Consider the following 25877-nt stretch of genomic DNA (forward strand, 5'->3'; position numbering starts at 1 on the left):
GCAGCTTCATAAAGCTGCCAGAGTATAATACCACACTTTTTGGAAAAGTGCAAGGCTTTTCGCCAAAATTATGCTAAATCTTTTTGCGCCGTGGTCGCCGGGCCGGGCGCGGGTCCCTGCGGTTCCTCCGGGCCGGGATACGCCCACTTGAGCACGGCGCAGTCGCGCGGGCCCAGATGAAGCGCGTGGCGTTCGTCCGGCAGGCGGCCCATCAGGATTTCCGCGTCGTTCCATTCCGGAGAGATATAAACCGGTTTTTCCTGATCCCCGGCGTTGATCGCCACCAGCAGGCGCTCCTGTCCGTCGTCGCGGACGTAGGCCATGCAGCAGTCGCCCGCCATCACCGGCTCAATGCGCCCCTCGCGCAGGCAGGGGCAGGCGGCGCGCAGCCGCGCCAGACGGCGGTACCATTCGATCAGCCCCTCGTCGGCTCTGTCCCACGGGTAACAGCCGCGGTTGAACGGGTCGCGGTAGCCCTCCATCCCGGCCTCGTCGCCGTAGTAGATACACGGGACGCCCGGCAGGGTGAACTGCATCAGGGCGGCCAGACGCAGCAGCGTCAGGCCCTTTTTGCGGCGCTCGCGGGTCAGGTGCGCGTTGCTCTGCCAGTGGCGGCCGTGGCCGTGCAGCGGTTCGCCCGCCAGCATGGTGATCGCGCGCTCCGTGTCGTGCGTGCCGATGTGGTTCATCAGGATTTTCGTGACCTGCGGCGGGTAGTTCTCCACAATATTCATGATAATTTCCATCATGTCCGCCGCGTCCGCCCCGGTCAGGAAGCCGATAATCGCGTTGCGGAACGGGTAGTTCATCACGCTGTCGAGCTGCCGGCCCGCAAAGTACCGGCGGCGGCGGCCGTATGCCTCCTTGTTGGACGCGTCTTCCCAGACCTCGCCCAGCACTACGGCGTCGGGGTTTTCCGCCTTGGCGGCGGCGCGCAGGTTTTCCAGGAACGGGTCCGGCAGCTCGTCCGCGACGTCCAGACGCCAGCCGTCCGCGCCCAGGGCAAGCCATTTGCGGATGATCCCGGTTTCGCCGTTGATGTAGTTGTCGTAGTCGGGATTGCATTCGTTGACATCCGGCAGGGTGATAAAGTTCCACCAGCAGTCGTAGCTGTCCGGCCAGGGATGGAAATTGAACCAGGAGCTGTACGGCGAGTGCTGGGAGTTGTACGCGCCCTCCGTGGAATAGCGCTTCTCCCGGTTGAAATAGATGCTGTCGCTGCCGGTGTGGTTGAACACGCCGTCCAGGATCACATGGATGCCGCGCTTGTGCGCGGCGTCGCACAGGCTGCGGAAGTCCTCCTCCGTGCCGAGCAGCGGGTCGATTCTGGAGTAATCCGCCGTGTTGTAGCGGTGGTTGGAATGCGCTTCAAAGATCGGGTTGAGATAGATGCACGTCACGCCGAGCGATTCCAGGTACGGGAGCTTTTCCTCAATACCCTTGAGGTCGCCGCCGAAATAGTCGGAGTTGGTGACCTCCCCCTTTTCGTTCGGCATCCAGTCCGGCGGCTCGCCCCATTTTTCATGCAGCCTGCGGTCGGCGGGCACGTTCTCCTTCGGCTGCCCGGAATTGTGGAAGCGGTCGGGGAAAATCTGGTACATCACGCCGCCGGTCATCCAGTCCGGCGTTTGGAATTCCGGGTCGTATGCGGTGAGCTGCCACGGGCCGCCGTGCGCGTCGACGGAGCCTTCTCCGCCAAAGCCCCGGGTGATGGGCAGCGTGCCGCGCCAGGTGTCGACATAGAAGCGGTAAAAGTACAGGCCGGGCTGCTGCGGTGTGTAGTGGCACTCCCAGCATTCGTGCGTGTCGCCGGACATGCCGCACCAGTACATGCCGCAATTCTCCGTCTGTCCGTTTTGATCGTCCTGCACCACCAGGCGCGCGCCGGAACAGCGCAGGTCCCGCGCCACGTTGATTTTAAAATGGACCGACGTACCCGCGGGAACCGCGCCCGTTGGATCGCGATACGCCGGATTGCGTGAATTGAACATGAAGTCTACCCCTTTTACACAGTACTCAATGCCCCGAAAAGCAGGCGAAAGCCGCTCCGGAGAGAAATTCACCACCGCCCATTGGACGGTGGTGAAAAGGAAGTTGTAAAATTAGCGCATTTTTTTGAAAATCGGCTTTTTCGCAACCGGTTTTACCGTCTTGTCAACCGGCGGCGCGGGCGGAACCGGCGTAGCGTGCCAGATGTTGTCCGCATATTCGCGGATGGAACGGTCCGCGGCGAAGCGGCCCGCCTTGGCGATGTTCACCAGGCCCATCTGGTGCCAGTGCTTCTGGTCGGCATAGAGCGCGACCGCCTTCTTCTGTGCCTGCACATAGGACTCGAAGTCCGCAAGAACCATGTACGGGTCCACGTTGAGCAGGGAATCGGTGATATCGCGGAAGGAAACGCCGCAGAAGCCCTTGTTCATCTCGTCGATCGCCTTGCGGACGATCGGGTTGTTTTCGTAGAACACGCGCGGGCGGTAGCCGGAACGCTTGAGGGCGTTCACCTCCGGCGTGGTCATGCCGAACAGCAGGATATTGTCGTCGCCCACGGCTTCGTGGATCTCCACGTTCGCGCCGTCCAGCGTGCCCAGCGTGACGGCCCCGTTGATCATGAACTTCATATTGCTGGTGCCGGACGCTTCCGTGCCCGCAAGGGAAATCTGCTCGCTGATGTCCGCCGCCGGGGTCAGGATCTCCGCCAGTGTGACGCGGTAATCTTCGATATAGACGACCTTGAGCTTCTGATTGACGCGCGGGTCGTTGTTGATGGTCTCCGCCAGGTCTACGATGAAGCGGATCATCTGCTTGGCAAAATAGTAGCCGGGCGCGGCCTTCGCGCCGAAGATGAAGGTGTGCGGCGTAAAGTCGGCGTTCGGATTCTCGCGCAGCCACTGGTACAGGGTCAGGATGTGCAGCGCGTTGAGGTGCTGGCGCTTGTACTCGTGCATGCGCTTGATCTGCACGTCGAAGATGGAATCCGGATCCAGCGTGATGCCGTTGGCCTTCTTCACATACTCGGCAAGGCGCACCTTATTGTTGTGCTTGATCTTCGCAAGCTGCTCCAGAACCGCCGCGTCGTCCTTATATTCCAGGAACTTCTCCAGCTGCGACGCGTCGCGGATGTAGCCGTCGCCGATCTTTTCGGTCAGCAGGGCGGCCAGCTCCGGGTTGGACTGGTTCAGCCAGCGGCGGTGGGCGATGCCGTTGGTCACATTCTGGAACTTATACGGCATCTCGGTATAGAAATCGTTAAAAACGGTGTCTTTCAGAATATCGCTGTGCAGCGCGGAAACGCCGTTGACGGAGTGCGCGCTGATCACCGCAAGGTTTGCCATCTTCACATAGCCGTCGTTGAGCGGGGCCATGCGGCCGACCTTGTAGCCGTCCACATGGCGGGCGTGCATGTCGGCGCAGAAGCGGCGGTTGATCTCCTCGATGATCTGGTAGATGCGCGGCAGGCGGAACTTGAAGAGCTCCTCGCCCCAGCATTCCAGCGCTTCCGCCATGACGGTGTGGTTGGTGTAGGCGATGGTGCGGGTCACGATGTCCCACGCGGCGTCCCAGCCGTAGCCGCACTCGTCGAGCATCACGCGCATCATTTCCGGAATCGCGAGCACGGGGTGCGTGTCGTTCAGGTGGATCGCCACCAGGTCCGGCAGGTTGTCGAGCGTGCTGTACTTGAACAGGTGGCGGCGGATGATGTCCTGGATGGTCGCGGAGACCAGGAAATACTGCTGGGAAAGGCGCAGGCTCTTGCCCTCCAGGTGATTGTCCTCCGGATACAGGACCTTGGTGATGACTTCGGCCATGGCGTTCTGCTCCATCGCGCGCAGGTAATCGCCGCTGTTGAAGCGCTTCATGTCAAATTCTTCGGAGCGCGCGGACCAGATGCGAAGGCAGTTGACGCCCGTGCCGTCCATGCCGGAAACGTACATGTCGTACGGCACCGCCGTGACCTTGTCGTAGTCCTTATGATTGACGATATGGTACTGGTTATTCCAGTAATCCTCGATATGTCCGCCGAAGTGGACCTCCACGGCCTTCTCCGGCACCTCCTGCAGCCAGACCTTGCCGCCCGGGAGCCAGAAGTCCGGCAGCTCCGTCTGCCAGCCGTCCACCAGCTTCTGGCGGAAAATGCCGTATTCGTAGCAGAGGGAATAACCCATCGCCGGGTAGCTCTGGGTGGACAGGCCGTCCAGGAAGCAGGCGGCCAGGCGGCCCAGACCGCCGTTGCCCAGGCCCGCGTCGGGCTCTTTTTCATACAGGTTGTCAAGCTTGAGGCCCATTTCCGCAAGCGCTTTGCGGAAGTCGTCCTCAACGCCCAGGTTATATAAATTATTCTTTAGGGAGCGGCCCATCAGGAACTCCATGCAGAGATAATAAACGCGCTTGGTGTGGGTTTCCTCCGCGCGCGTCATGAATTCGTGGCGTCCCTTTGCCATCAGGTCGCGCACCACCAGCGCCACCGCCTTGTAGCACTGCTCGTCGGTCGCATTTTCCAGCGTCAGGCCGAAATTATGCTGCAGCTTGGCTTCAATCTGTTCTTTGATCTTACTGATCGGCTGCTTGTAGTTCATAATAGAAGTCCTCCAAATGTCAAGAAGTAATCTCTGTCTGACAAACGTTTCGATTGGTCATACAGACTTATTATATACCAATTATTACTAACTTACAACAGAATCCTTTCCGGGTCCAAAGATTTCCATAATCATGCAAATTCCGCATGGTAAAGCCAAAAATTGGTCGCCGGCGTTTTGCGGGCCGAAAATTTACCTTACAGACGATTTTCACCCAAATTTTGTATACATTGAACAAAAATCAAAATTTTTGTCAAAATGGGCCGCTTTTTCTGCCCCGGCGAAAGAAATGCTTTCTTATTCCGGCAAAGTATACTATAATATAAAGACGAATGATTCAGCAAAATGCGCTGCGCCGCCGCGCAGGCAGTCACAGGGGGAACCGTATTATGAGCAGAAACCGCATCAAACTGAACATCTGCGGTGTTGAATTTGCCCTCACCGCGGACGACAGCGAATCGTATATCCGCGCCATTGCGGAAGAGGTGGAAACCGCGGTTCAGGACATCGTGGACCGGAACGACCGCATTTCCGTCACCATTGCCGCGCTGCTGACCGCGCTCAATTACTGCGACGAGCGCCGCAAGGCCGTGGATTCCGCGGATAACCTGCGCTCTCAGATCAAAGATTATCTGGAGGATTCCGCGCGCGCCCGCACGGAGGCCGACGAGGCCCGCCGCGAGAGCGAGCGTTTAAAGAAAGAATTGCAGACCCTGCGCGCCCGCCTGTCGGAACAGACGGAACAGGCGGCCAAGGCCGCGTCCGATAAGCCTGTGGAAGAGGACAAGCCGGCGCAGAAAAAACCGGACAAGCCCGCGCAGAAGGCGCCCCGTCCGCAGTCTGCTTACACGCGCGCGGCGCGGGAGCACATCCCGGGCGAGCACGCCCAGACCGTCGTGGAGGACCCGGAGGGCTTCATGAGCTTCTTCGAGAAAAAAGACGATGAACAGTAAGAGCAAAAATAGGATGAAAAAGCCGGAGGTGCTTGCCCCCGCGGGCGGGCCGGAGGGACTGACCGCCGCCGTGCGCGCCGGGGCCGACGCGGTCTACCTGGGCGCTTCGGCGTTCAGCGCGCGCGCCAGCGCACAGAATTTTGACCGGCAGGCGCTGCGGGAGGCTGTCTCGTATTGCCATGCGCGCGGCGTCAAGGTGTATCTTGCCCTGAATACCCTGCTTTTAGAACAGGAATTGCCAGCAGCCCTGAACATTTTTGCGGAAGCCTGCACCCTGCCCGTGGACGCCGTCCTCGTGCAGGATACAGGCCTTCTTTTGCTTGCGCGGCGCTGCACGCCGGAAATGCCGGTGCACGCGTCCACGCAGATGTCTCTGCACACGCCCGCGGGCGCGAAGGCCGCGGCGCAGGCGGGCATGGAACGCGTCGTCGTTGCCCGGGAAATGTCCCTGCAAGAGATCGCGGAGATTCATGCGGCCTGTCCCGTGGAGCTGGAAGCCTTTGTCCACGGGGCGCTGTGCATGTCCGTCTCCGGCCAGTGCTATTTCAGCTCGATGCTGGGTGCGCGCAGCGGCAACCGGGGCATGTGCGCCCAGCCGTGCCGCCTGCCGTTTTCCGCGCCCGGCGGCACCGGCCACGACCTGAGCCTCAAGGATTTGTCCATGATACGCCGCATGGAAGAGCTGGCCGAGGCGGGCGTGGCAAGCGCAAAGATCGAAGGGCGCATGAAGCGGCCTGAGTACGCCGCCGCCGCGTCGCGCGCCTGCCGTCTGGCGGCGGATGGGGAGGAGGTCCCGCCGGACCTGATGCGGAATCTGGGCGCGGTGTTTTCGCGTTCCGGGTTTACAACGGGGTATCTGGATGGAGAACGAGGCCGCGCCATGTTCGGCACCCGCACGAAGGAGGACGTCACCAGCGCCACGGAGGCGGTGTTTTCCGACCTGCGGGAGCTGTACCGCAGGGAGCTGCCGCGCGTGCCGGTGCGGTTTGCGCTGGAGGTGCATGCTGGGAAACCGGTGCGCCTGACCGCGCGGGACAGCGAGAGCCACAGCGCGTGCGCGGAGGACGCGCCGCCGGAACCGGCGGTCAACCGCCCGATGACAGCGGAACGCTGCCGGGAGCAGCTCCAGAAAACGGGCGGCACGCCGTTCTTTGTGGAGCAGATCGATTGTACAATCGGCGAGGGGCTGAGCGTGCCCGTATCCGCGTTGAACCGCCTGCGCCGCGCCGTGCTGGACGAGCTGGAACAGAAGCGCGCCGCACGGGAACCGGTTCCCTTTACACCCTGCGCGTTCCATGAGGAGCCGCATACCGCCGGACCGCGCAAGCTGCGCGCCCATTTCTGGGACGACGCATTGCCGGAGGCCGCGAAAGACTGCGAACTGGTCTACCTGCCCTATAAAACCGCGCCGGAGCGCATGGCGGCGCTGCGCGCGCAGGGGTTTCCCTGCGCGCTGGAACTGCCGCGCGGCCTGTTCGGCCTGGAAGCACAGGCGCGGAAGCGATTACAGCAGATGAAGGAAGCGGGCGTGACGGACGTTTGGGCCGGAACGCTGGACGCGGCGGCGCTGGCAAAGGAGGCGGGCCTGCGCGTCCATGGCGGGTTCTCTTTAAATCTGACCAATTCCGCCGCGCTCGAATGGTATACTGCGTTTGGCCTGTCCGACGCGGAGCTGAGCTTTGAGCTGACGGTCCATCAGGCCGCCGCGCTCGGCGGCGCTTTGCCGCGCGGCCTGATCGCCTACGGGCGCGTGCCGCTGATGCTGACGCGCAACTGCCCGGCGGCAAACGGACCGCAGGGCTGTCTGCAATGCAAAACACCGCCCGTTTTGACGGACCGAAAGGGCGTGCAGTTTCCCATTCGCTGTACCGGCGCGTGCAGCGAGGTGGTCAACTCCGTGCCGGTCTGGATGGCGGACCGTCTGAACGAAATCCGCAATATGGATTTCCTGACCCTCCGCTTTACCACGGAGCATATGGACGAGCGCCAGCGCGTCCTGGAGGCATACTGCTCCGGAAACGCGGCCCCGCCCCCGCCCGGCTCCTTTACCCGCGGGTTGTATTACCGCGGCTTCCAGACGGAACCGGCGGACAGAGAGCGGAGATAACGCCATGCAGTGGATTTTACAGGATGTCCCGCTGGGCAGAAACATCCAAACCGTCCGAATGGAAAAACAGATGACGCAGCAGAAGGTCGCGGAACAGTTGCAGCTGATGGGCAGTACCATGTCCCGGACTACCCTCGCCAATATCGAAACCGGCCGCCGTAATATCAAAGCCAGCGACCTGAAAGCGTTGAAGACGCTTTTTAACGTAAGCTATGACGCCTTTTTTACAGAGTAGAAGATCATAGTCAGTCAATACATGTAAATTGAGTTTAAAATAGTAAACTCTCGTGTGACATCTCCGCCGACAATTCTCTTTAAATCCACAAGAACAGGCAGAAAGGCCAAAGCTCCGCCGTCAATGAAAACCACACTGCCCTCCATGAGCATCTCAGTTGAATGGGGATACCGGGGGTGAAGGGGGGCGCGAGTCGTACCCTCTCGGAGCCCAGCTCTCACGCCCCCCTTCGCGTGCTTTTGCTTACTTTTGTGGCAAGACGAAAAGTAAGTGCCGCCCGGCATGAGGGCAAACCAGCGGTTTTTGCACGCTTTATCAAAAGCGAATAAATGATAAAGATTGTGTATGCAATCAATTAGAATTTTAATATAATGTTGTTAATGCAACAATCTAAAAATAAGATGGTTGTTGAAGTAAAATGGAAGTTTTAAAGAAATGTTGTTTGTACAACAAAGTTCCTTTAGTTTTCTAAAAGCAAAGTCTTCCATTGTTTTGGTAGTATAGAAAATTTCTTTTTGCTTTTTGAAAGTAAAGAACCTCATTGCTTTTGCAATGTAAAAATTGTTTTAGTAAAATTTGTTTTACTTTATTAAAGTAAAAAATCTTTGCTGTCGCTTTTCAAAGCGACGAAAACCCCCGGCGAAAGCCGGGGAACCGAACAAAATCCCCAGAGGCAGCACAAAGCCTCGTAAACAACTCTATCGCTCGTTCCCACTCGCTCTTCTCAGGAAGAGAGTTCCGCTCCTTGCGAGGAGCGGCCAAAGGCCCTGCCTTTGGAAACCGCCACCTTTTGGAAAGGTGGATAAATACGTTTTAGACAATACCTGCAAGGTGAAAAAGTCCCGGGAGGAAAACAAACCAATGGATACCTTAAAAATCAAAAAAGTGAATGAAAACGCCGTCATTCCCCAGCGGGGAACCAGCGGTTCCGCCGGCCTGGACCTCCACGCCTGCATGCCGTCCCCCGTCACCATCGCGCCGCACGAGCTGGTGCAGATTCCGACCGGCCTGGCGATCGCCCTGCCGAACGAGCAGACCGTCGGGTTGATTTTCGCGCGCAGCGGGCTGGGCGTCAAGCATGGCGTTTCGCTGTCCAATGCCGTCGGCGTGATCGACAGCGATTACCGCGGCGAGCTCTGCGTCGGCCTTTGTAATGTCGGCGGGAAACCGTATACCGTCGAGCCGGGCGAACGCATCGCGCAGCTTGTCGTCATGCCGGTTCTGAATCTGCCGCTGGAGGAGACGGACGACCTTGGCGAGACAGAGCGCGGCGCGGGCGGTTTCGGCTCCACGGGCCGGTAATCTGGGGCAAACGCCCTGTGAACGGGAGATGCATGTATGAAAAAAGGGCTGGTCAAAACCCTGCTGCTGATCGTCCTGCTGCTGCTGGCGGTTGTGCTGGGCAGCGTGATCGGGACGGCGGTGCAGGGGATCGGGTTCCTCGCGTGGCTGGGAATGGGCGCCGGGTTCGGATTGGAGCCCGCCACGCTGGATCTCGCCATCGTAAAACTGACCTTTGGCCTTTCGGTCAATCTCAATGTGGCGCAGGCGATCCTCCTCCTCGCCGCAATTTTGTCATATCTGAAAATCCGGGTAAAGGAGTAGTTCCATGATCTATCTTGCATCCTCTTCCCCGCGCCGGCGCGAGCTGCTGGAACTGGCGGGGATTTCGTTTACCGTCGCCCCCGCCGATGCGGACGAGCGCTTTGCCGACGGCACGCCGCCGGAAGAAGCGGTCAGGCTGCTGGCGCGCCGCAAGGCGGACGCCGTGTTCACGCGGTATCCGGACGGGACAATCCTGGCGGCGGATACCGTCGTTGCGCTGGGAAAAACCATTCTGGGCAAGCCGAAAACCCCGGCGCGCGCCGCGGAAATGCTGCGCCTTCTCTCCGGCAGGACGCACGAGGTCTTTACGGGGTTCTGTATTCGCTCTCCGGAGCGCTGCGTCGTGGAGGCGGTTCGCACGAAGGTCACGTTTTATCCACTGACGGACCGGGAGATTGACGCGTATGTCGCGACCGGCGAGCCGATGGACAAGGCCGGCGCGTATGGCATCCAGGGACGCGGCGCGCTGCTGGTGAAGGAGATTGCCGGGGATTATTATAATGTCGTGGGCCTGCCTGTCGCGCGGGTCGCAAGGCTGCTTGCACAGGGCTGATGTGTTCTTTTACAAAAAATTGGCGGCAAACTTCCCTTTGCCTGCTGGCAAAATGTGGATTCTGACAAACTTATTTTTGTTCACAATTTTTTTATTGAGTAATGCGGGTGCAACGGTTATAATAAATCTTATGTAAAACCGCCTGTCGCCGCCTTGAATACCGGATGCGGCGCGGGTTTTTTGATAAAATTGACTTTGCGGATACTCGCTTTGCCGCCGTGCCGGCCTGACGTTGAAAGGGGAATTTTGGAATGTTTTCAAAGGATATCGGAATTGACCTGGGGACTGCCAATACGCTTGTATATATGAAAGGAAAGGGCATCGTCATGCGCGAGCCCTCCGTAGTCGCTGTGGACGTCCGCACAGATACCGTTCTGGCGGTTGGCTCCCACGCGAAGGATATGATCGGCCGTACGCCCGGTTCCATCGTGGCGGTGCGTCCGCTCAAGGACGGCGTCATCGCGGACTTCGACATCACCGCGACGATGCTTAAGCATTTCATCAAAAAAGCGGTGAAATCCACCGCCTTCAGCCGCCCGCACATCGTGGTGTGCATCCCGTCCGGCGTCACGGAGGTTGAGCGCCGCGCCGTGGAAGACGCCGCCCGTCAGGCGGGCGCCAGCCAGGTGGAGCTGATCGAAGAGCCCATGGCCGCCGCGATCGGCGCGGGACTGCCCGTCGCGGACCCGACCGGCAGCATGGTCGTGGACATCGGCGGCGGCACCGCGGAAGTCGCCGTCATTTCCCTGGGCGATATTGTCACCTCCTGCTCCGTCCGTGTGGCGGGCGACAAATTCGACGAAGCGATTATTTCCTATGTGAAAAAGAAATACAACCTGCTGATCGGTGAGCGCACCGCCGAGGAGATCAAAATCGCCATCGGTTCCGCGTTCCCCACCGGCGACGAGGCGGACAGCGCGTCCGTGGACATCAAGGGCCGCAACCTCGTGGACGGCCTGCCGAAAAATGTCAGCATCAGCGCGGAAGAGGTGCGCGAGGCGCTCTCCGACCCGCTGGCGGTGATCATCGACGCGATCAAAAGCACGTTGGAGAAGACCCCGCCGGAGCTTTCCGCGGACATCATCGACCACGGCATCATGCTGACGGGCGGCGGCGCGCTGCTGCGCGGCCTGGACCAGCTGGTGGAGCAGGAGACCGGCATGCCGGTCCATGTGGCGGACAGCCCGCTGGATTGCGTTGTGGACGGCACCGGCAAGCGCCTGGAAGTCGTGATGCCTTCCTCGTATTACAAAGCCCGCAGATAAACCGGCGGAACCCGCCGGCCCCGGAGAGGGTTCAGGCGCCGTGCGGAACGGCGGCCTGAGCCCTTTTTTTCATCATCTTGGTACGGGAGGTGTTCGCAGATGAAAGACTTTGTACACGGCAGGAGCTTTAAGGTGCTGCTGACGGTTATTTTTGTCATGTTTGGGCTGATGCTCTACACGGCTTCGACAGGAAGCTCCTTCGCGGCGGATGCGATGGGACTGGTCGCCACGCCGATGCAGCGCGTGAGCACCATTGTCACCAACAACGCGGTGGTCGCGGCGGAACCGGTCATGCGCTCCAAAGAGGAGCTGATCGACGAAAACGCCGCGCTGAAAAAGAAAATAGAGGAGCTGAACGCCAAGCTGGTCCATTACGACCAGTATCGCATGGAGAATGCCCAGCTTCGTAAATATCTGGAATTGAAGGATGAGAACCGCGACTTCAAGCCGGTGCCGGCCGCGGTCATTGGCCGCGACCCGAACGTGCTGTATAAATTTACGATCGACAAGGGCACCGGCGACGGCGTTTCCATAAACGACCCGGTCATTACGGACGCGGGCGTGGTGGGTTTTATCTCCGCGGTCAACTCCAACTACAGCCAGGTGACAACCATCCTTTCTCCGGATACGAAGATTGCCGCGCTGGTCACGACGACCGAGGAAGAGAAGCCGGAAGCGGGCGGAGAGACAGGGACGGATTCCGCCGGACAAACCGGCGCGGAGCCGGCGTTCCGCCGGGACAGCGGCGTGGTCGGTACGGACATCAGAATGGCGGACAACGGACTGGTAAAGCTGGGCTTTCTGGCGGCGGATACGCCCGCGAAGGCGGGCGACGTCGTGACGACCAGCGGGCTGGGCGGCGTGTATCCCAGCGGGTTGGCAATCGGTGAAGTCGTGTCGGTGAAAAATGAGGAATATGACGTATCGCTCTACGCGGAGATTAAGCCCTTTGTCGACGTCAACAACGTGCGCGACGTGATGGTTATTACAGAATTTGACGGGCAGGGCCAGGCGCTGGAGGAGGCGTTCGGCGTTTCCTCCGATGAAACGGAGGGCCAGTGATGGACCGCTATAAGCTGATCCGCTATTTTGCTTATATCATTGAAATTTTGGTTATGTTCATGGTGCAGGAGACGCCGGGGCTGCTGCCGCCTTTTTTCGGGGCGCGGCCCGTGCTGCTGATTCCCGCCGCGGTTTCCATCGCCATGTTCGAGAGTGAATTCGCGGGTATAGGTATCGGCCTGCTGTGCGGCCTGTTTATCGATTTTGGAATGGGCGGCGTGCTGGGATTTCACGGTTTGCTGCTGGCGTCGTTTTGCTATCTGGTGGGCATCCTGACGGCGGATTTAATCCAGACCAATTTCCTGACAGCCATTCTGTTGGGTTTGGCGTCCGTCGGGGTGATCCTGTTTTTGCAGTGGGTGTTCTTTTTCCTGCTGTACGGCTACGACCACAGCGGCTATGCGCTGGTGCAGCACTATCTCCCCCGCATGGCCTATTCCTTCTTCGCCATGCCCCTCTGCTATTTCTTTAACCGCGCGTTGGCCCTCCAGATCCGCGGAACCGCCGATGATGGGATATAATCAGGAACTTTCATAGGAAAAAGTCCGAATCAGATAGAGAAGGCCATAGTTTCGCTGGCAATTTGCTGGGAGGTTAAAAGAAGAGACTACCGTATGGCATCCCAGCCGACAACGATATGTAAACCCAAAAGAAAAAACAAAGGCCAAAGCTCCACCGGCAATGAAAACCACGCCGGTAGCCCTGAGCCTCTCAGGTATATGGGGATACCGGGGGTGAAGGGGGGCGCGAGTCGTACCCACCCGGAGCCCAACTCTCACGCCCCCCTTCGCGTGCTTTTGCTTACTTTTGTGGCAAGACGGACACGCAGTGTCTGACGCGCCTCCGGCGATGGTCGTTTGAAGCATCGAGCGAGGCTTTAGCCTCTAGCGAGCGTCCTCACCGGAGGTGCCGCCCGGCATGAGGGCAAACCAGCGGTTTTCTCCCGCTTTTGTAAAAGCGAGTAAGCAATAAAGATTGCGCGTGCAATCAATTCGCTTAATTTATAAAGTTCTATAAGAATCTTTAGAATTTTGATATAATGTTGTTACTGCAACATTCTGTAAAACAAGGTTTTATTTGAGTAAATAAAAATTTATAGAAACGTTGCTTATGCAATAAAATTTCTTTTGTTTTCTAAAAGCGAAGAGTGCTATTGCTTTGCGATGAAAATCCTTTTACTTTTTGAAAGCAAAGAATGTCATTGCTTCCGCAATATAAAAATTTGTTTTACTTTTTAAAGTAAAAAGTCTTTGCTGTCGCTTTTCAAAGCGATGAAATCCCCCGGCGAAAGCCGGGGAACCAAAGAAAAGCCCCAGAGGCAGCTCCCTGCCTCAAAAACAGCACTATCACTCGTTCCCACTCGCTCTTCTCAGAAAGAGAGTTCCGTTCTCTGCGGAGAACGGCAAAGGGCGCCGCCCTTTGATCCCGCCACCTTTTGGAAAGGTGAAAAAACACGTTTAACCCCTTGCCTGCGAGGCAGAAAAAGCCCCGGGAGTTTGTCCCGTCCGTCCCGCCGCGGCGCGGGTGTGATTTCGGCAACGCGACAGGGCGGGCCGTGCTGACCGCAGGTCCGCAGGTCTGGAGGTGAAAAGATGAAACATAAAGTAACACTGCGCAGTGTCGCGCTGATCGGCATTGTTTTCGGCATTCTCGCCGTCTATATTCTGCGCCTGATCGATTGGCAGATATTAAACGGTGCGGATACCCGCAAAAAGGCCGACGCCACCAGCGCGTCCATCGTCGCCATGGATGCTGCGCGCGGGGAAATCCTCGATATCCACGGGAACCCGCTGGCGGCGAATAAGACAGGCTATGCCATCCAGTTTGAGCGTCCGTATATGCCGCGCGGCACGGAGAACGAAACCATCCGCCGCCTGACCAACCTGCTGAACGGCAGGGACGAGCAGTGGACGGACGAGCTGCCCATTTTTATCAACGCCGCGGATCGATACGAGTTCCTGCCGGACAGCGAGGCCGCTGTGGAGCGGCTCAAGGGCAAGGATTACGCCGATTTGAACTCCTACGCCACGGCGGAGGACTGTATGAACGCGTTGATTGAAAAATATGGCATCGATTCATCCTATACGCAAAGAGAAATCCGGAATGTTGCATCCGTGCGCTATAATATGGTAAAATCAGGGTTCAACTCCTCTACGCCGTATATTTTTGCGCCGGATATTTCCGGGGATACCGTCGGGATCGTCAGTGAGAATACGCAGCTCCTGCCGGGTGCGAGCATCAAAATCACCACCGCGCGCACGTATCCCAGCGGGGACATCGGTTCCAACCTGATCGGTACGATGGGGCCTCTGTCACAGGAGCAGTACGACGCCAAAAAAGACGAGGGCTACGCCTACAACGACCGTATGGGACAGAGCGGAACGGAAGCCGCGTTTGAAAAAGAATTGCGCGGCAAGGCCGGGGAAAAACAGGTGGAAACCACCAGCCGGGGCGGCGTCGCGTCGGAAACGGTCATCAAGCCGCCGGAGTCCGGGCATACCGTCTATTTGACCCTTAACAGCAATCTGCAGAAGGTGGCGCAGGCTTCCCTGGATCAAAACGTCATTGCCGCGCGTGAAAACGGGCAGAAGCTGGCGGCTAAAAAGGGCGGATGGAACGGACAGGACTGTGTGCTGGGAACCGCCGTTGTGCTGCGCGTCAAAGACAACGCCGTACTGGCCGCCGCTGGAAACGTCAATTACGATCTGGGCAAATATATGACGGACCCCGCCTACAAAAGCGAGGTGTTAAAGGACCCGGACCATCCGCTGGTCAATCAGGCGTTCAACGGTATTTTTACGCCGGGTTCCTGCTTTAAGCCCGCGGTGGCTGCCGCCGCCCTGCAGGAGGGGATCATCACCAACAATACCACGTTCCACTGTGCCCACGTGTATCAGCGGTTCGCGGATGTGAACTTTACGCCAAAATGCCTGGGAACGCACGGCACGCTTTCCCTACGTCGGGCGATTTCTGAGTCCTGCAACATTTTCTTCTTTGAGACAGGGTTCTATACGGGGATTGAGACGATGAACCTGTACAGCAAACGGTTCGGCCTCGGCGTCAAGACCGGCGTGGAGCTGAACGAAAACGCGGGAATTCTCGCCAGTAAGGAGTACAGCGCCTCCGTCGGCAAGCCCTGGGTGCAGGGCGATACCGTCCAGGCCGCCATCGGGCAGAGCGACAACCAGTTCACAACGCTCCAGCTCGCGGCGTACGCCTCCACCATTGCAAACAACGGCGTGCGGTACCAGACGCACATTGTCGATAAAATCACGGACTACACGCGCAAGACCACGATCATGGAAAACGATCCGAACAATCCCGTTGTCGCGGCGGAAACCGGCGTTTCCCAGGAAAATATCGATTATATCAAAGCGGGCATGCGGGCGGTCATCACGGAAAACCGCGGTTCCGCGCACCGGATGCTCGGCAGCTATCCGGTGCCTATCGCGGGCAAGACCGGTACCGCGCAGGGCCCCGGTTCCGACAACGTGGCGTTCATCGGCTTTGCGCCGTACGACGATCCGGAAATCGCCGTCGCGGTTGTCCTGCAGCACGGCTCCACCGGCACCTATTGCCAGCAGGTGGTCAGAGACCTTCTGGACGCGTATTTCTATGGAAAGACCGTGGACGAAGAAGGCAACCTTGTCATGCCGGAAGAGCAGTCCGCATCCAGTGTGATGTCCGGGGAATCTGCCGGGCAGAATGGGGCGTCTTCCACCGGTGAAGCGACGCAGGAGAACGCGCCGGCACGGGGAAACGATGCTTCCAACGAAAACCAACCGGTTCCGGAGGCTTAAAACTGTCAATTTTACAAAATACATCCTAATTCTATGGGAAATGGGAAAAGTGAACAAGAAAAATACTTTGACTACACCAAAAATTTGTGGTAGTATGATAATGAGGTTTTATTTATGGGTGCTGTTACAGTGATCACATCGGGAAAAGGCGGCGTGGGAAAATCCACGCTGACAACAGGTTTGGGACTGGCCCTGGTCCGCCGCGGCAGGCGCGTTCTGCTGATCGACGGCGACGCGGGCCTTTCGTCGCTGGATCTCATGCTTGGCGTCGCGGAGCGGCAGGTCTTCACCATTGCGGATGTTGCCGCCGGAGAGGCCGATCCGGTCAAATCGATTTACGCCTGCGAATGGGCGCCGGGCTTGTTTTTGCTGCCGGCTCCCGGCCGCGAAGAGGATATTATCAGCCCCGAAATTATGAAACAGTTGGTTGCCGCCCTGGCAAAGTATTACGACCATGTGCTGATCGACTGCCCGGCGGGCGTCGGCAGCGGCTTTTACAGCGCGGTCGCGCCGGCGCAGCGCGCGCTGGTGGTGTCCACGCCGGACCCGGTCTGCCTGCGGGACTGCAACAAGACCCGGATGGCGCTGGAGGACGCGGGCGTGCGGCAGCAGCGGCTGGTGGTCAACCGTTTCAGCAAAAAGAGCTTCCGCAACCTGGGCGCGTACCGGGACCTGGACGCCGTCATCGACGTTTCCGGCATCCGCCTGATTGCAATCATCCCGGAGGATCCGGCGCTCGCGGCGGCTGCCGCTTCCAGCGGGCCCGCGCCGCTGAAATCTGCGGGGTCCATGGCATTTGGCCGGTTGGCGGCCAGATTAGAGGGAGAACAGGTGCCTTTGGCAATCAAGGGATAAAGCCTGAGCGCTTTTTATTGAAAGGAATGAAGTCACAGATGAACATTGCACTCATTGCACACGACGCGAAAAAAGAATTGATGGTACAGTTTTGTATTGCCTATTGCGGCGTACTCAGCCGTCATTTCCTTTGCTCTACAGGTACCACCGGCAAAATGGTTGCGGAGGCGACCGGACTGGAGATTCAGCGCTTTTTGAGCGGCTCCCAGGGCGGCGATCAGCAAATTGCGGCGCGCATCGCCTGCAACGAAGTAGACCTGCTGTTGTTTTTCCGCGATCCGCTGAACCCGAAGCCGCATGAACCGAACGATATGAACCTATTGCGTCTGTGCGATATGCACAACATCCCGGTTGCGACGAATATCGCCACGGCGGAAGTGTTGATCCACGGGTTGGAGCGCGGCGACCTCGATTGGCGCAATATTTTAAATCCGAAAGCATAATTTTCGCACATATGTGGAAATTGGAATTATAAAACAGCCGGAACCGTGTAAAATCACTTGCAGAACAGGTGATTCCGGCTGGAATCCCTTGGCGACGACACGGAAAGAGTATCCGGAAACTCCCGCCACAGAGAGGCGCGCGATTGGTGGAAGCGCGCTGCGTCAGGAGGTCCGGGGAAGACATCCGCGAGCCGGCGTGGTTCCCGCGCAGTAAACTGGGAAGCTTTGAGAGGAGCGTCCGGACAAGCGTCCCGCTCCTGAAAAAGGGTGGCACCACGAGGAAGACCCCTCGTCCCTTTCACCAGGGGACGAGGGGCTTTTTGACGTTCGCAGACCTGCGGCCGGGACGGCGCGGGCGGAAGCGTACTTAAGCACAAACCCACGGATGGCCGTGACAGGACGTGCAACGTCTTACGCGCCTACAGCGGCATTCTTAGCAAGTAAAAAGAGTTACAAAGAGCATAAAAATTCCACCCAACAACGCCCTGATGTAGAATAATGGAAAACCAACTCAAGGATTATATTCAAGCCCGAAAGAAACTCCCGACCAAAGCTCCGCCGGCAATGAAGAGCACTTTAGTAGCCCTGAGCAACTCAGGTATACGGGGGATACCGGGGGTGAAGGGGGGCGCGAGTCGTACCCACCCGGAGCCCAGCTCTCACGCCCCCCTTCGCGTGCTTTTGCTTACTTTTGTGGCAAGACGAAAAGTAAGTGCCGCCCGGCATGAGGGCAGCCAGCGGTTTTCTCTCGCTTTTGTAAAAGCGTAATAGGTTATATAGTTGTACATGCAATTAATTGTTTTAGATATTTGATAAGATATAGGTTGCTTGCGCAACGATATAAGGCTATGTAATGCAGTAAAATAAAAGTTTTAAAATAAATGTTGTTTATGCAATAAAAAGAACCCCATTGCTTTGTGATAATAATTTCCTTTTGCTTTTTGAAAGCAAAGAATGTCATTGCTTCCGCAATGCTAAGATTTGTTTTACTTTCTTAAAGTAAAAAGTATTTGCTGTCGCTTTTCAAAGCGACGAAAACCCCCGGCGAAAGCCGTGGAACCAAAGAAAAGCCCCAGAGGCAGCGCCCTGCCTCGTAAAGGACCCTATCGCTCGTTCCCACTCGCTCTTCTCAGGAAGAGGACCTCCGGTCGGGACGCTCGCTTGAGGCTAAAGCCTCGCTCGAGGTTCTAAACGACAATAGCCGGAGGCGCGAAAGACGTTGCACGTCCCGCTCCTTGCGAGGAGCGGCAAAGGGCCCTGCCCTTTGATCCCGCCACCTTTTGGAAAGGTGGATAAATACGTTTTAGCCCTTACCTGCAAGGTAAAAAATATGTTTTAGAAAATTATCTTTATTTCATTAAAAGAGAGGGATCCAGATGGAACTGATCAAAGCACAAAAAGGCACACAGGACATCCTGCCCGGACAGAGCGGCAGCTGGCAGACGGTGGAAGACGTCATGCGCGACGAGGCGGCGCTCCACGGCTTCGGGGAAATCCGGACGCCGGTCTTTGAAGATACGCGTCTGTTTCAGCGTTCTGTCGGCGAAACGACCGACGTGGTGCAGAAAGAGATGTATACCTTCAACGACAAGGGCGGCCGGTCCATTACTCTGCGGCCGGAGGGTACCGCGGGCGTGGTGCGCGCGCTGCTGGAGCATGCGCTTTACAACAACGGCCTGCCGGTCAAGATGTACTATTTTACCACCTGTTACCGCTATGAAAACACACAGGCGGGCCGCCTGCGCGAGTTCCACCAGTTCGGCGCGGAGCTCTTCGGCAGCAACAGCCCCAGCACGGACGCGGAGCTGATCGGACTGGCAAAGGGCATTTTTGATCGGTTGCAGATTCAGAATTTGCGTTTGGAGATCAATTCCATCGGCTGTCCGACCTGCCGCGCGAAATTCTACGACGCGCTGAAAGCGTATTTTGCCCAGTATCAGGACGACCTGTGCGAGACCTGCCGCGGTCGGCTGGAACGCAATCCCATGCGGATTCTGGACTGCAAAAGCCCGGTCTGTTCCAAGATTGCGGCGGGTGCGCCGAAGATTCTGGATTACCTCTGCGACGATTGCAAAACGCATTTTGAACAGGTGCAGACGTACCTGGATGCCGTTCAGATCGAATATACCGTCAATCCGACGATTGTGCGCGGCCTGGACTATTACACCAACACGGTGTTTGAGTTTATCAGCAACGACCTCGGCGCGCAGAGCACCCTCTGCGGCGGCGGCCGGTATAACGGCCTTGTGGAGGAGATGGGCGGCCAGAAGATGCCCGCGCTCGGATTCGCCATGGGAATTGAGCGCTTGATGATGGTGATGGAAAAGCAGAAAATTGAGATGCCGGAGCCGAAGCGCTGCGACCTGTTTATCGCGTCCCTGGGCGCGGCAGCGCATCTGGAAGCGTTCAAGCTGGCGGCGGAGCTGCGCAAAAGCTCGATTATGGCGGCGTGCGACGAAAATGACCGCGGCCTGAAGGCGCAGATGAAATATGCGGACAAGATCGGCGCAAAATACAGTATGGTGCTGGGCGACGATGAGCTGGCGAACCAGTCCGCCGAACTCAAGAACATGAAGACCGGCGAAAAGAAAAAGGTCAGTCTGGCGGGGGATTTCGTGGAACAGTTTGTCTGTATCGAAACAGAGCAGGGCGACCTTGCGTTTTAAGAAAAAGGATCTTTTAGAAATACATTTTGGAGGTGCCATTCCATGGCGGAATTGATGACGGGCCTGAAACGGTCCCATTACTGCGGGGAACTCCGCGGTACGGAAATTGGAAAAGAAGTGACGGTCTGCGGCTGGGTGCAGCGCCAGCGCGACCTGGGCCAGCTGATCTTTATCGACCTGCGCGACCGCACAGGCCTGATCCAGCTTGCGTTTGACGACCACACCGACCGCGCCGTTTTTGACAAGGCGTTTGCCGCGCGCGCGGAATTCGTGCTCGCCGCGAAAGGCGTGGTGCGCGAGCGCTCGTCCAAGAACCCGGAGCTGCCCACCGGCGACATTGAAATGGAAGTGACCGACCTGCGCGTGCTGGCGAAGGCCGAAACGCCGCCGTTTGAGATTGTGGAGGACTCCAATGTCAAGGAGGACACCCGCCTCAAGTACCGCTATCTGGACCTGCGCCGTCCGGACATGCAGGAAAAGATCATCGGCCGCCACAAGATTGTCAAGGTAGCGCACGACTATTTTGATCAGAACGGGTTCATCGAGATCGAAACGCCGAACCTGATTAAATCCACGCCGGAGGGCGCGCGCGACTACCTGGTCCCGTCCCGCGTGTTCCCGGGCGAGTTCTTTGCCCTGCCCCAGTCCCCGCAGCTTTTGAAGCAGCTGCTGATGCTTTCCGGTTTTGACCGCTACATGCAGATCGCGCGCTGCTTCCGCGACGAGGACCTGCGTGCGGACCGCCAGCCGGAATTCACCCAGATCGACCTGGAGATGAGCTTTGTCGATCAGGATGACGTCATGGCCATCGGCGAGGGCTTCATGAAGAAGGTTTACAAGGAAGTGCTGAATATCGACATCGAAACGCCCTTCCGCCGCATGACCTGGCACGAAGCGATGGACCGCTTCGGCTCGGACAAGCCGGACCTGCGCTTCGGCATGGAGCTGACGGACCTGAGCGGCTGCCTGCAAAATACGGAATTCAAGGTGTTTGCCGGCGCGCTGGCGGGCGGCGGTTCCGTGCGCGGCATCAACCTCAAGGGCAAGGCGGAAGCGCTCAGCCGCAAGGAGATCGACAAGCTGACCGAGTGGATCAAGGCCTACGGCGCAAAGGGACTGGCCTGGACGCGCCTGGCGGAGAAGGAAACCTCTTCCTATGAGAAATTCCTCTCCGCGGACGAGGTCGCCGCGATCCGTTCCGCCATGGGCGCGGAGCCGGGCGACGTGCTCCTGCTGGTGGCGAGCGACGAAAACGCGGTGGTTTACAGCTCCCTTGGCGCGCTCCGCTGCAATCTGGCGGCACGCTTTGACCTGATCGACGCCAGCAAGCCCTGTCTGCTGTGGATCACCGATTTCCCGATGTTTGAGTACAGCAAAGAGGACAACCGCTGGGTGGCGATGCACCATCCCTTCACGATGCCGCGCCCGGAGGATATTGAAAAGCTGAACACGAACCCCGGCGAGGTTTGCGCAGTGGCCTATGACATGGTGCTCAACGGCAACGAGGTCGGCGGCGGTTCCATCCGTATCAACGACCCCGAGCTGCAGGAGAAGATGTTTGAAGCGCTCGGCTTTACGCCGGAGGAGGCGCAGAAGCGCTTTGGCTTCCTGATTAACGCGTTCCGTTACGGCGCGCCGCCGCACGGCGGCATGGCGTTTGGCCTGGACCGCCTGGTCATGCTGATGCTCGGCTGCGACAGCATCCGCGAGGTCATCGCTTTCCCGAAGGTGGCGTCCTCCAGCGACCTGATGATGGAGGCCCCGGCGGGCGTGGACGCCAAACAGCTGGAAGAGCTGAACATTGCAATCAGCGCCCCGCAGGAACAGGAGTAAAACAGAAAATGAAACCGGACGGCCTGCCGTCCGGTTTTTTGTTGCCCGCATTCCTATCAATTTTATATATTTTACTGAGCTAATATCGTAAAATATCTAAAAATATGCAGGATACTGTACTCTTGTTTTCTTTATATCTTCGGTATTCAATAATACGGGCAATTATTATTCGAATAAATTTGGTTAAATGCAGGCGAATTCACAAAAATTTCATTGGGAACTTGACAGGCAAATTTTTCCGGAGTACAATCGGGGGTATAAACGGACAGAAAAATGGTTGTCCGTTCTGCTCCTTCGCGGAGTAAATTTAAGGAAAAGCGAGGTCGAGTTTATGAAGACAGGAAACAAGATCGTCTCTTTGCTGATCGCCTGTTCCATGCTGACCGCATCGTTCAGCGGGACCATGGCGTTTGCAAAGACGGACAGGCCCACGCCGGAACCGGTCGAGGGCGAAGTGGAAATGGGGACCGTGATGGGATATTCCCGTCCGGGGATGGACACCTCCTACATGCTGCAGGATGTGCCCAAATCGAAAGCGCTCGCCCGAGCCGCCGCGGAGGAGCTGCCTTCCGCCTACAATACGGTTGACGACGGACGCGTGACCACAGAGGTGCGCGACCAGGCCGGATGGGGCACCTGCTGGGCGTTTGCCGCCACGGGCGCAATCGCTTCCAGCCTGTACGATGAGCTCCAGGAGGATACGCCGGTGCTTTCCCCGGTCCATATGGCGTATTTTACCTTCCACGCAATCGCCAACCCGGACGATCCGGCGGATAAGACGGACGGCGACAGCTACCTGCCCTATGAGTACAACGCGGGCGATGTAGAGAAGCCTTACGTTGAGTACACCGGCGGCGGCAACACCTTTGCCAGCACCTCGACCTTTGCCAGAGGCATGGGCCCGGTCCTGGAGGAGGAGGCCCCGTATCCGGAACCCTTCTATGATGTGGACAAGACCCCGTGGCTGGATCTGGATCCCGATTTGCAGTTCCATCAGGAGTATCGCCTGAACAACAGCAATTATCTGCCCAAGTTTAATACAAAGGGCGAGCTTGACACCACTGCGATCAAGAAAGCCCTGTATGAAAACGGCGGCAGCCTGGAAGTAGCTTATAACTCCAGCGGCACAAGAGCGTTTTATTATAATGAAGAATATGAACCGGCCATGCTCGGTGCATTAGGCGACCAGAAGGTCATCATGACGCACTATACCGGCTCTGCCTTTACAGACTGCGGCCATGCGGTGCAGATTGTCGGCTGGGACGACAATATTCCGAAGGAATACTTCCAGAACAGCAGGGGAGAAAATCCGGAGCATGACGGCGGCTGGCTGATCCGCAACAGCTGGGGCGATTGGTCCTACATGCACGGCTATTTCTATATGTCCTACGACGAGGGAAGCATCACAGAGGTTTCCCAGTATAACGTGGCGGACGCCGATGAGTTCGACCACAACTATCAGTATGACGGCACCGGCTGGTCCATGTCCGCCGGCGGCGAGGACAAAGGCGCGGCGGTCCCGATGGCCAACATCTTCAAGGCGGTTGGCGACGAGACGTTACAGGCGGTTTCCTTCTACACCACGGATGCGGACGCGGAATATGCCATCCAGGTGTACACAAACACCAACAACTATAACCCGACCAGCGGCGTCAAGGCGTACAAAGCGCCGCAGACCGGTACGGAAGCGTATCCGGGCTACCACACCATCTATCTGGACGAGCCGGTCAACCTGAACAAGGGCGAGTATTATTCCGTCGTCGTCACCATGAAGAACCCGCTTGCGCGTGCGTTCCCGGTTGCGACTGAAATGAACGCGACCCTGGACAACTTCCGCGTACAGGCGGCGATCAAACCGCACCAGAGCTTTATCAGCGTGGACGGCGGCAAGAATTGGATCGACATGGCGACGGTCGGCAAGAACTACACAGCGCATTCCAAGAGAGTGGACCCGTCTTCCCAGAATCAGGGCGACTGGACCGGCAACATGAAGCCCGGCACCAGCGGCGTGAACATCGAAGTTGCGGGCGACTTTGACGGCGACGTGTGGGATGAGATCGGCAACGTCTGCCTGAAGGCGTTCACAACAAACGGCCAGGAAGGCATCACCCCGGTGGAAGCGCCGAGCGTCAAGGTGAAGTACAGCGTCGGCGCGGACGTCAAAGCGACGGGCGACATCGACGAAACCTATGATTTCCCGGGCTATTACGAAGGCAAAATCTACACCGGCGACACCGCGACCCTGTCCTTTGTCCCCTATGCGGAAGGCAGAGAGTTTGCGGGCGTGACCGTGAACGGCGAAGCGGACGACAGTTTTGAAAAGAACCTGTACACCTACGAGGTAACAGGCGGCGAAGAAGATACCGCGCTGAACTTTGCGTTTACCATCGTGAACAAGCTGGTGCTGAACACAGCGATCGAATTTGCGAAGGAAGCGCAGGGCGGCGAAGAGTACGCGGCGGCAATGCCGACCGTGCAGAAGCTGATCGACAAGGCCCTGACAGCGGCGGAAGCGGTTGCAGAGTCCAAGACGGCGGATCAGGCGGCGATTGACAAGGCCTGGAAAGACCTGATCGACGTGATCCAGTTGCTGCAGTTCCGCAACGGCGACATGACGGCGCTGGAATTCCAGCTCACAATGGCATCGCAGATGAATGAAGCGGACTTTACCGTTGACAGCTGGAACGCCATGATCGCGGTGCGCGACAAGGCGCAGGCGATGTTCGACGCGAAGGATTCCCTGCAGGAAGACATCGACGCGATGACGAAGGAGCTGAAGGAAGCGATTACCGCTTTGGTCCATGCGACAAGCAAGGATTCCCTCCAGCGTCTGGTCGACGAGGCAAGCGCGTATGATCTGGAAGAGTACCTGGAAACCGGCAAAGCGGAATTCCAGAAGGTCCTTGCGGCTGCGGTCGAGCTGCTCAAAGACGACAGTGCATCTCAGGCAGAGTACAACGTGATGGAAACCCGCTTGGCGATCGCGATGGCGGCCCTGCGGAAGATTCCGGACAAAAATGCGTTGGATGAACTGAACGCACGCTTTGAGGCGATGGACGAAAACGCCTACACAAAACAGAGCTTTGAGGCATACCGTTCCAGCGTGGAAGCGCTCAATGCCCTGGTAAAGAGCGGCGCTTCCGACGAAGAGATCGGCGCGGCCTACTACATGGCGCTTGATAACGAAGAGAAGCTGGCGCTGAAGACCTCCAAGCCGGGTTCCGGCAATAGCGGCAGCTCCGGTTCCTCCGGCGGCGGTTCCTCTTACGGCGGCGCGGGCACAGCGGTTGTCGGCGCGGGCGTTGCACAGGCGGCGAGCGTGGTCTCCGATACTACCGTGAACTTTACCCTGAAGAGAGGCGCGGCGTACTGCTTCAAGATGACGGTTGTCAACGGCAACGGACAGGTCCCGAGCTTTACGGTCGGCAACGGCGAAGTGCTTAAGACCCAGTTTGTGGCGCAGATCGGCAACGCGTATTATTACAGAGTCTGGGCGATCGGCGCGCCGGGCCAGAGCGCGGGCGTGTACACCACCCTGCAGGGTTCTGCTGCCGTTAAGCACTGCACGGTAACGATTGGCTGAGAATCCTATAGCAGCAGCGAATAAAAAATGAAATGCCGTGGCGGCTGTCTGCGGATAAATCAGGTATGGACAGCTTGCCCCGCTGCAGCGGGCTAAGATAAATAAAGATACGTAAAAAAGGAACTGCCAAGGATGGTTTGTCCAAGGCGGTTCCTTTCGCTGTTTTATCTGGAAAAACCCAAGCCGGTTTATGACAAAATTTTAGGATGTTAAATTGGTAGATTAGTCAAGCAATTGCAGCATTCTCACAAATTTAATGCAATATTTTTGTCGGAACATCAGAAATTAAGGCCTTGAATCGTATCAATTTGATTTTTTTTACAAGCTGATTTACAGTAAGATG

Annotated in this window: 17 protein-coding genes; 15 read left to right on the top strand and 2 right to left on the bottom strand. The window is 57.7% G+C overall.

What is annotated here, in order from left to right; genetic code table 11:
* Nucleotides 1-68 precede the first annotated feature (68 nt).
* Nucleotides 69-1991 (bottom strand): glycoside hydrolase family 13 protein, encoded by a 1923-nt coding sequence (locus tag I4V53_RS03030; RefSeq protein WP_195983919.1) that lies wholly within the window; start codon nucleotides 1989-1991, stop codon nucleotides 69-71.
* A gap of 111 nt (nucleotides 1992-2102) precedes the next feature.
* On the bottom strand, nucleotides 2103-4574 hold the full coding sequence (locus I4V53_RS03035) for a glycogen/starch/alpha-glucan phosphorylase (protein WP_195983920.1): 2472 nt from the start codon (nucleotides 4572-4574) through the stop codon (nucleotides 2103-2105).
* Between the two features lie 389 nt (nucleotides 4575-4963).
* Between I4V53_RS03035 and I4V53_RS03040 the strand changes: the two genes are divergently transcribed.
* The 15 genes from I4V53_RS03040 to I4V53_RS03110 all read left to right on the top strand — a co-directional run bounded on the left by I4V53_RS03040 (nucleotide 4964) and on the right by I4V53_RS03110 (nucleotide 25534).
* The gene (locus tag I4V53_RS03040; RefSeq protein ID WP_195983921.1) at nucleotides 4964-5527 is read left to right on the top strand and encodes a cell division protein ZapA; all 564 of its coding nucleotides are present in this window, start codon (nucleotides 4964-4966) and stop codon (nucleotides 5525-5527) included.
* Between the two features lie 13 nt (nucleotides 5528-5540).
* Nucleotides 5541-7634, top strand: coding sequence for a U32 family peptidase (locus I4V53_RS03045; RefSeq protein WP_195983922.1), 2094 nt, complete (start codon nucleotides 5541-5543; stop codon nucleotides 7632-7634).
* Nucleotides 7635-7638: 4 nt separating this feature from the next.
* On the top strand, nucleotides 7639-7869 hold the full coding sequence (locus tag I4V53_RS03050; RefSeq protein WP_195983923.1) for a helix-turn-helix domain-containing protein: 231 nt from the start codon (nucleotides 7639-7641) through the stop codon (nucleotides 7867-7869).
* Between the two features lie 861 nt (nucleotides 7870-8730).
* The gene (dut, locus tag I4V53_RS03055) at nucleotides 8731-9171 is read left to right on the top strand and encodes a dUTP diphosphatase (protein WP_195983924.1); all 441 of its coding nucleotides are present in this window, start codon (nucleotides 8731-8733) and stop codon (nucleotides 9169-9171) included.
* Between the two features lie 36 nt (nucleotides 9172-9207).
* Entirely contained in the window at nucleotides 9208-9474 is a 267-nt protein-coding gene (locus I4V53_RS03060; RefSeq protein WP_195983925.1) for a DUF4321 domain-containing protein, read from the top strand.
* A gap of 4 nt (nucleotides 9475-9478) precedes the next feature.
* Entirely contained in the window at nucleotides 9479-10027 is a 549-nt protein-coding gene (locus I4V53_RS03065; RefSeq protein ID WP_195983926.1) for a Maf family protein, read from the top strand.
* A 251-nt stretch (nucleotides 10028-10278) separates the two neighbouring features.
* Entirely contained in the window at nucleotides 10279-11292 is a 1014-nt protein-coding gene (locus I4V53_RS03070) for a rod shape-determining protein (RefSeq protein WP_195983927.1), read from the top strand.
* Nucleotides 11293-11391: 99 nt separating this feature from the next.
* A complete protein-coding gene (mreC, locus tag I4V53_RS03075) occupies nucleotides 11392-12354 on the top strand; it encodes a rod shape-determining protein MreC (RefSeq protein WP_195983928.1) in 963 nt (320 codons plus the stop codon).
* The gene (gene mreD / locus I4V53_RS03080) at nucleotides 12354-12875 is read left to right on the top strand and encodes a rod shape-determining protein MreD (protein ID WP_207747822.1); all 522 of its coding nucleotides are present in this window, start codon (nucleotides 12354-12356) and stop codon (nucleotides 12873-12875) included. The genes mreC and mreD overlap by 1 nt, the downstream gene beginning before the upstream one ends.
* A 1071-nt stretch (nucleotides 12876-13946) precedes the next feature.
* Nucleotides 13947-16154 (top strand): penicillin-binding transpeptidase domain-containing protein, encoded by a 2208-nt coding sequence (locus I4V53_RS03085; RefSeq protein ID WP_195983930.1) that lies wholly within the window; start codon nucleotides 13947-13949, stop codon nucleotides 16152-16154.
* Between the two features lie 114 nt (nucleotides 16155-16268).
* Nucleotides 16269-17009, top strand: a complete 741-nt coding sequence (locus tag I4V53_RS03090; RefSeq protein ID WP_195983931.1) for a nucleotide-binding protein — start codon at nucleotides 16269-16271, stop codon at nucleotides 17007-17009.
* Nucleotides 17010-17047: 38 nt separating this feature from the next.
* Complete coding sequence (locus tag I4V53_RS03095; protein ID WP_050696896.1) at nucleotides 17048-17452, top strand: methylglyoxal synthase; 405 nt, start codon at nucleotides 17048-17050, stop codon at nucleotides 17450-17452.
* Between the two features lie 1376 nt (nucleotides 17453-18828).
* On the top strand, nucleotides 18829-20118 hold the full coding sequence (gene hisS, locus I4V53_RS03100) for a histidine--tRNA ligase (RefSeq protein WP_195983932.1): 1290 nt from the start codon (nucleotides 18829-18831) through the stop codon (nucleotides 20116-20118).
* A 42-nt stretch (nucleotides 20119-20160) separates the two neighbouring features.
* Complete coding sequence (gene aspS / locus I4V53_RS03105) at nucleotides 20161-21951, top strand: aspartate--tRNA ligase (protein WP_195983933.1); 1791 nt, start codon at nucleotides 20161-20163, stop codon at nucleotides 21949-21951.
* Between the two features lie 331 nt (nucleotides 21952-22282).
* Nucleotides 22283-25534 (top strand): lectin like domain-containing protein, encoded by a 3252-nt coding sequence (locus I4V53_RS03110; RefSeq protein ID WP_195983934.1) that lies wholly within the window; start codon nucleotides 22283-22285, stop codon nucleotides 25532-25534.
* Nucleotides 25535-25877: the final 343 nt, after the last annotated feature.

This window comes from Clostridium sp. D33t1_170424_F3, assembly GCF_015667585.1.
Taxonomy (GTDB): domain Bacteria; phylum Bacillota; class Clostridia; order Oscillospirales; family Acutalibacteraceae; genus Anaeromassilibacillus.

Excerpts from the sequence above, each read along its gene's own strand:
- I4V53_RS03035 (WP_195983920.1), bottom strand. The coding sequence starts at position 4,574 with ATGAACTACAAGCAGCCGATCAGTAAGATCAAAGAACAGATTGAAGCC.
- mreD (WP_207747822.1), top strand. The coding sequence starts at position 12,354 with ATGGACCGCTATAAGCTGATCCGCTATTTTGCTTATATCATTGAAATT.
- I4V53_RS03110 (WP_195983934.1), top strand. The coding sequence starts at position 22,283 with ATGAAGACAGGAAACAAGATCGTCTCTTTGCTGATCGCCTGTTCCATG.
- I4V53_RS03065 (WP_195983926.1), top strand. The coding sequence starts at position 9,479 with ATGATCTATCTTGCATCCTCTTCCCCGCGCCGGCGCGAGCTGCTGGAA.
- I4V53_RS03095 (WP_050696896.1), top strand. The coding sequence starts at position 17,048 with ATGAACATTGCACTCATTGCACACGACGCGAAAAAAGAATTGATGGTA.
- I4V53_RS03050 (WP_195983923.1), top strand. The coding sequence starts at position 7,639 with ATGCAGTGGATTTTACAGGATGTCCCGCTGGGCAGAAACATCCAAACC.
- I4V53_RS03045 (WP_195983922.1), top strand. The coding sequence starts at position 5,541 with ATGAAAAAGCCGGAGGTGCTTGCCCCCGCGGGCGGGCCGGAGGGACTG.
- I4V53_RS03070 (WP_195983927.1), top strand. The coding sequence starts at position 10,279 with ATGTTTTCAAAGGATATCGGAATTGACCTGGGGACTGCCAATACGCTT.
- I4V53_RS03060 (WP_195983925.1), top strand. The coding sequence starts at position 9,208 with ATGAAAAAAGGGCTGGTCAAAACCCTGCTGCTGATCGTCCTGCTGCTG.
- dut (WP_195983924.1), top strand. The coding sequence starts at position 8,731 with ATGGATACCTTAAAAATCAAAAAAGTGAATGAAAACGCCGTCATTCCC.
- hisS (WP_195983932.1), top strand. The coding sequence starts at position 18,829 with ATGGAACTGATCAAAGCACAAAAAGGCACACAGGACATCCTGCCCGGA.
- I4V53_RS03090 (WP_195983931.1), top strand. The coding sequence starts at position 16,269 with ATGGGTGCTGTTACAGTGATCACATCGGGAAAAGGCGGCGTGGGAAAA.
- I4V53_RS03030 (WP_195983919.1), bottom strand. The coding sequence starts at position 1,991 with ATGTTCAATTCACGCAATCCGGCGTATCGCGATCCAACGGGCGCGGTT.
- I4V53_RS03085 (WP_195983930.1), top strand. The coding sequence starts at position 13,947 with ATGAAACATAAAGTAACACTGCGCAGTGTCGCGCTGATCGGCATTGTT.
- aspS (WP_195983933.1), top strand. The coding sequence starts at position 20,161 with ATGGCGGAATTGATGACGGGCCTGAAACGGTCCCATTACTGCGGGGAA.
- mreC (WP_195983928.1), top strand. The coding sequence starts at position 11,392 with ATGAAAGACTTTGTACACGGCAGGAGCTTTAAGGTGCTGCTGACGGTT.
- I4V53_RS03040 (WP_195983921.1), top strand. The coding sequence starts at position 4,964 with ATGAGCAGAAACCGCATCAAACTGAACATCTGCGGTGTTGAATTTGCC.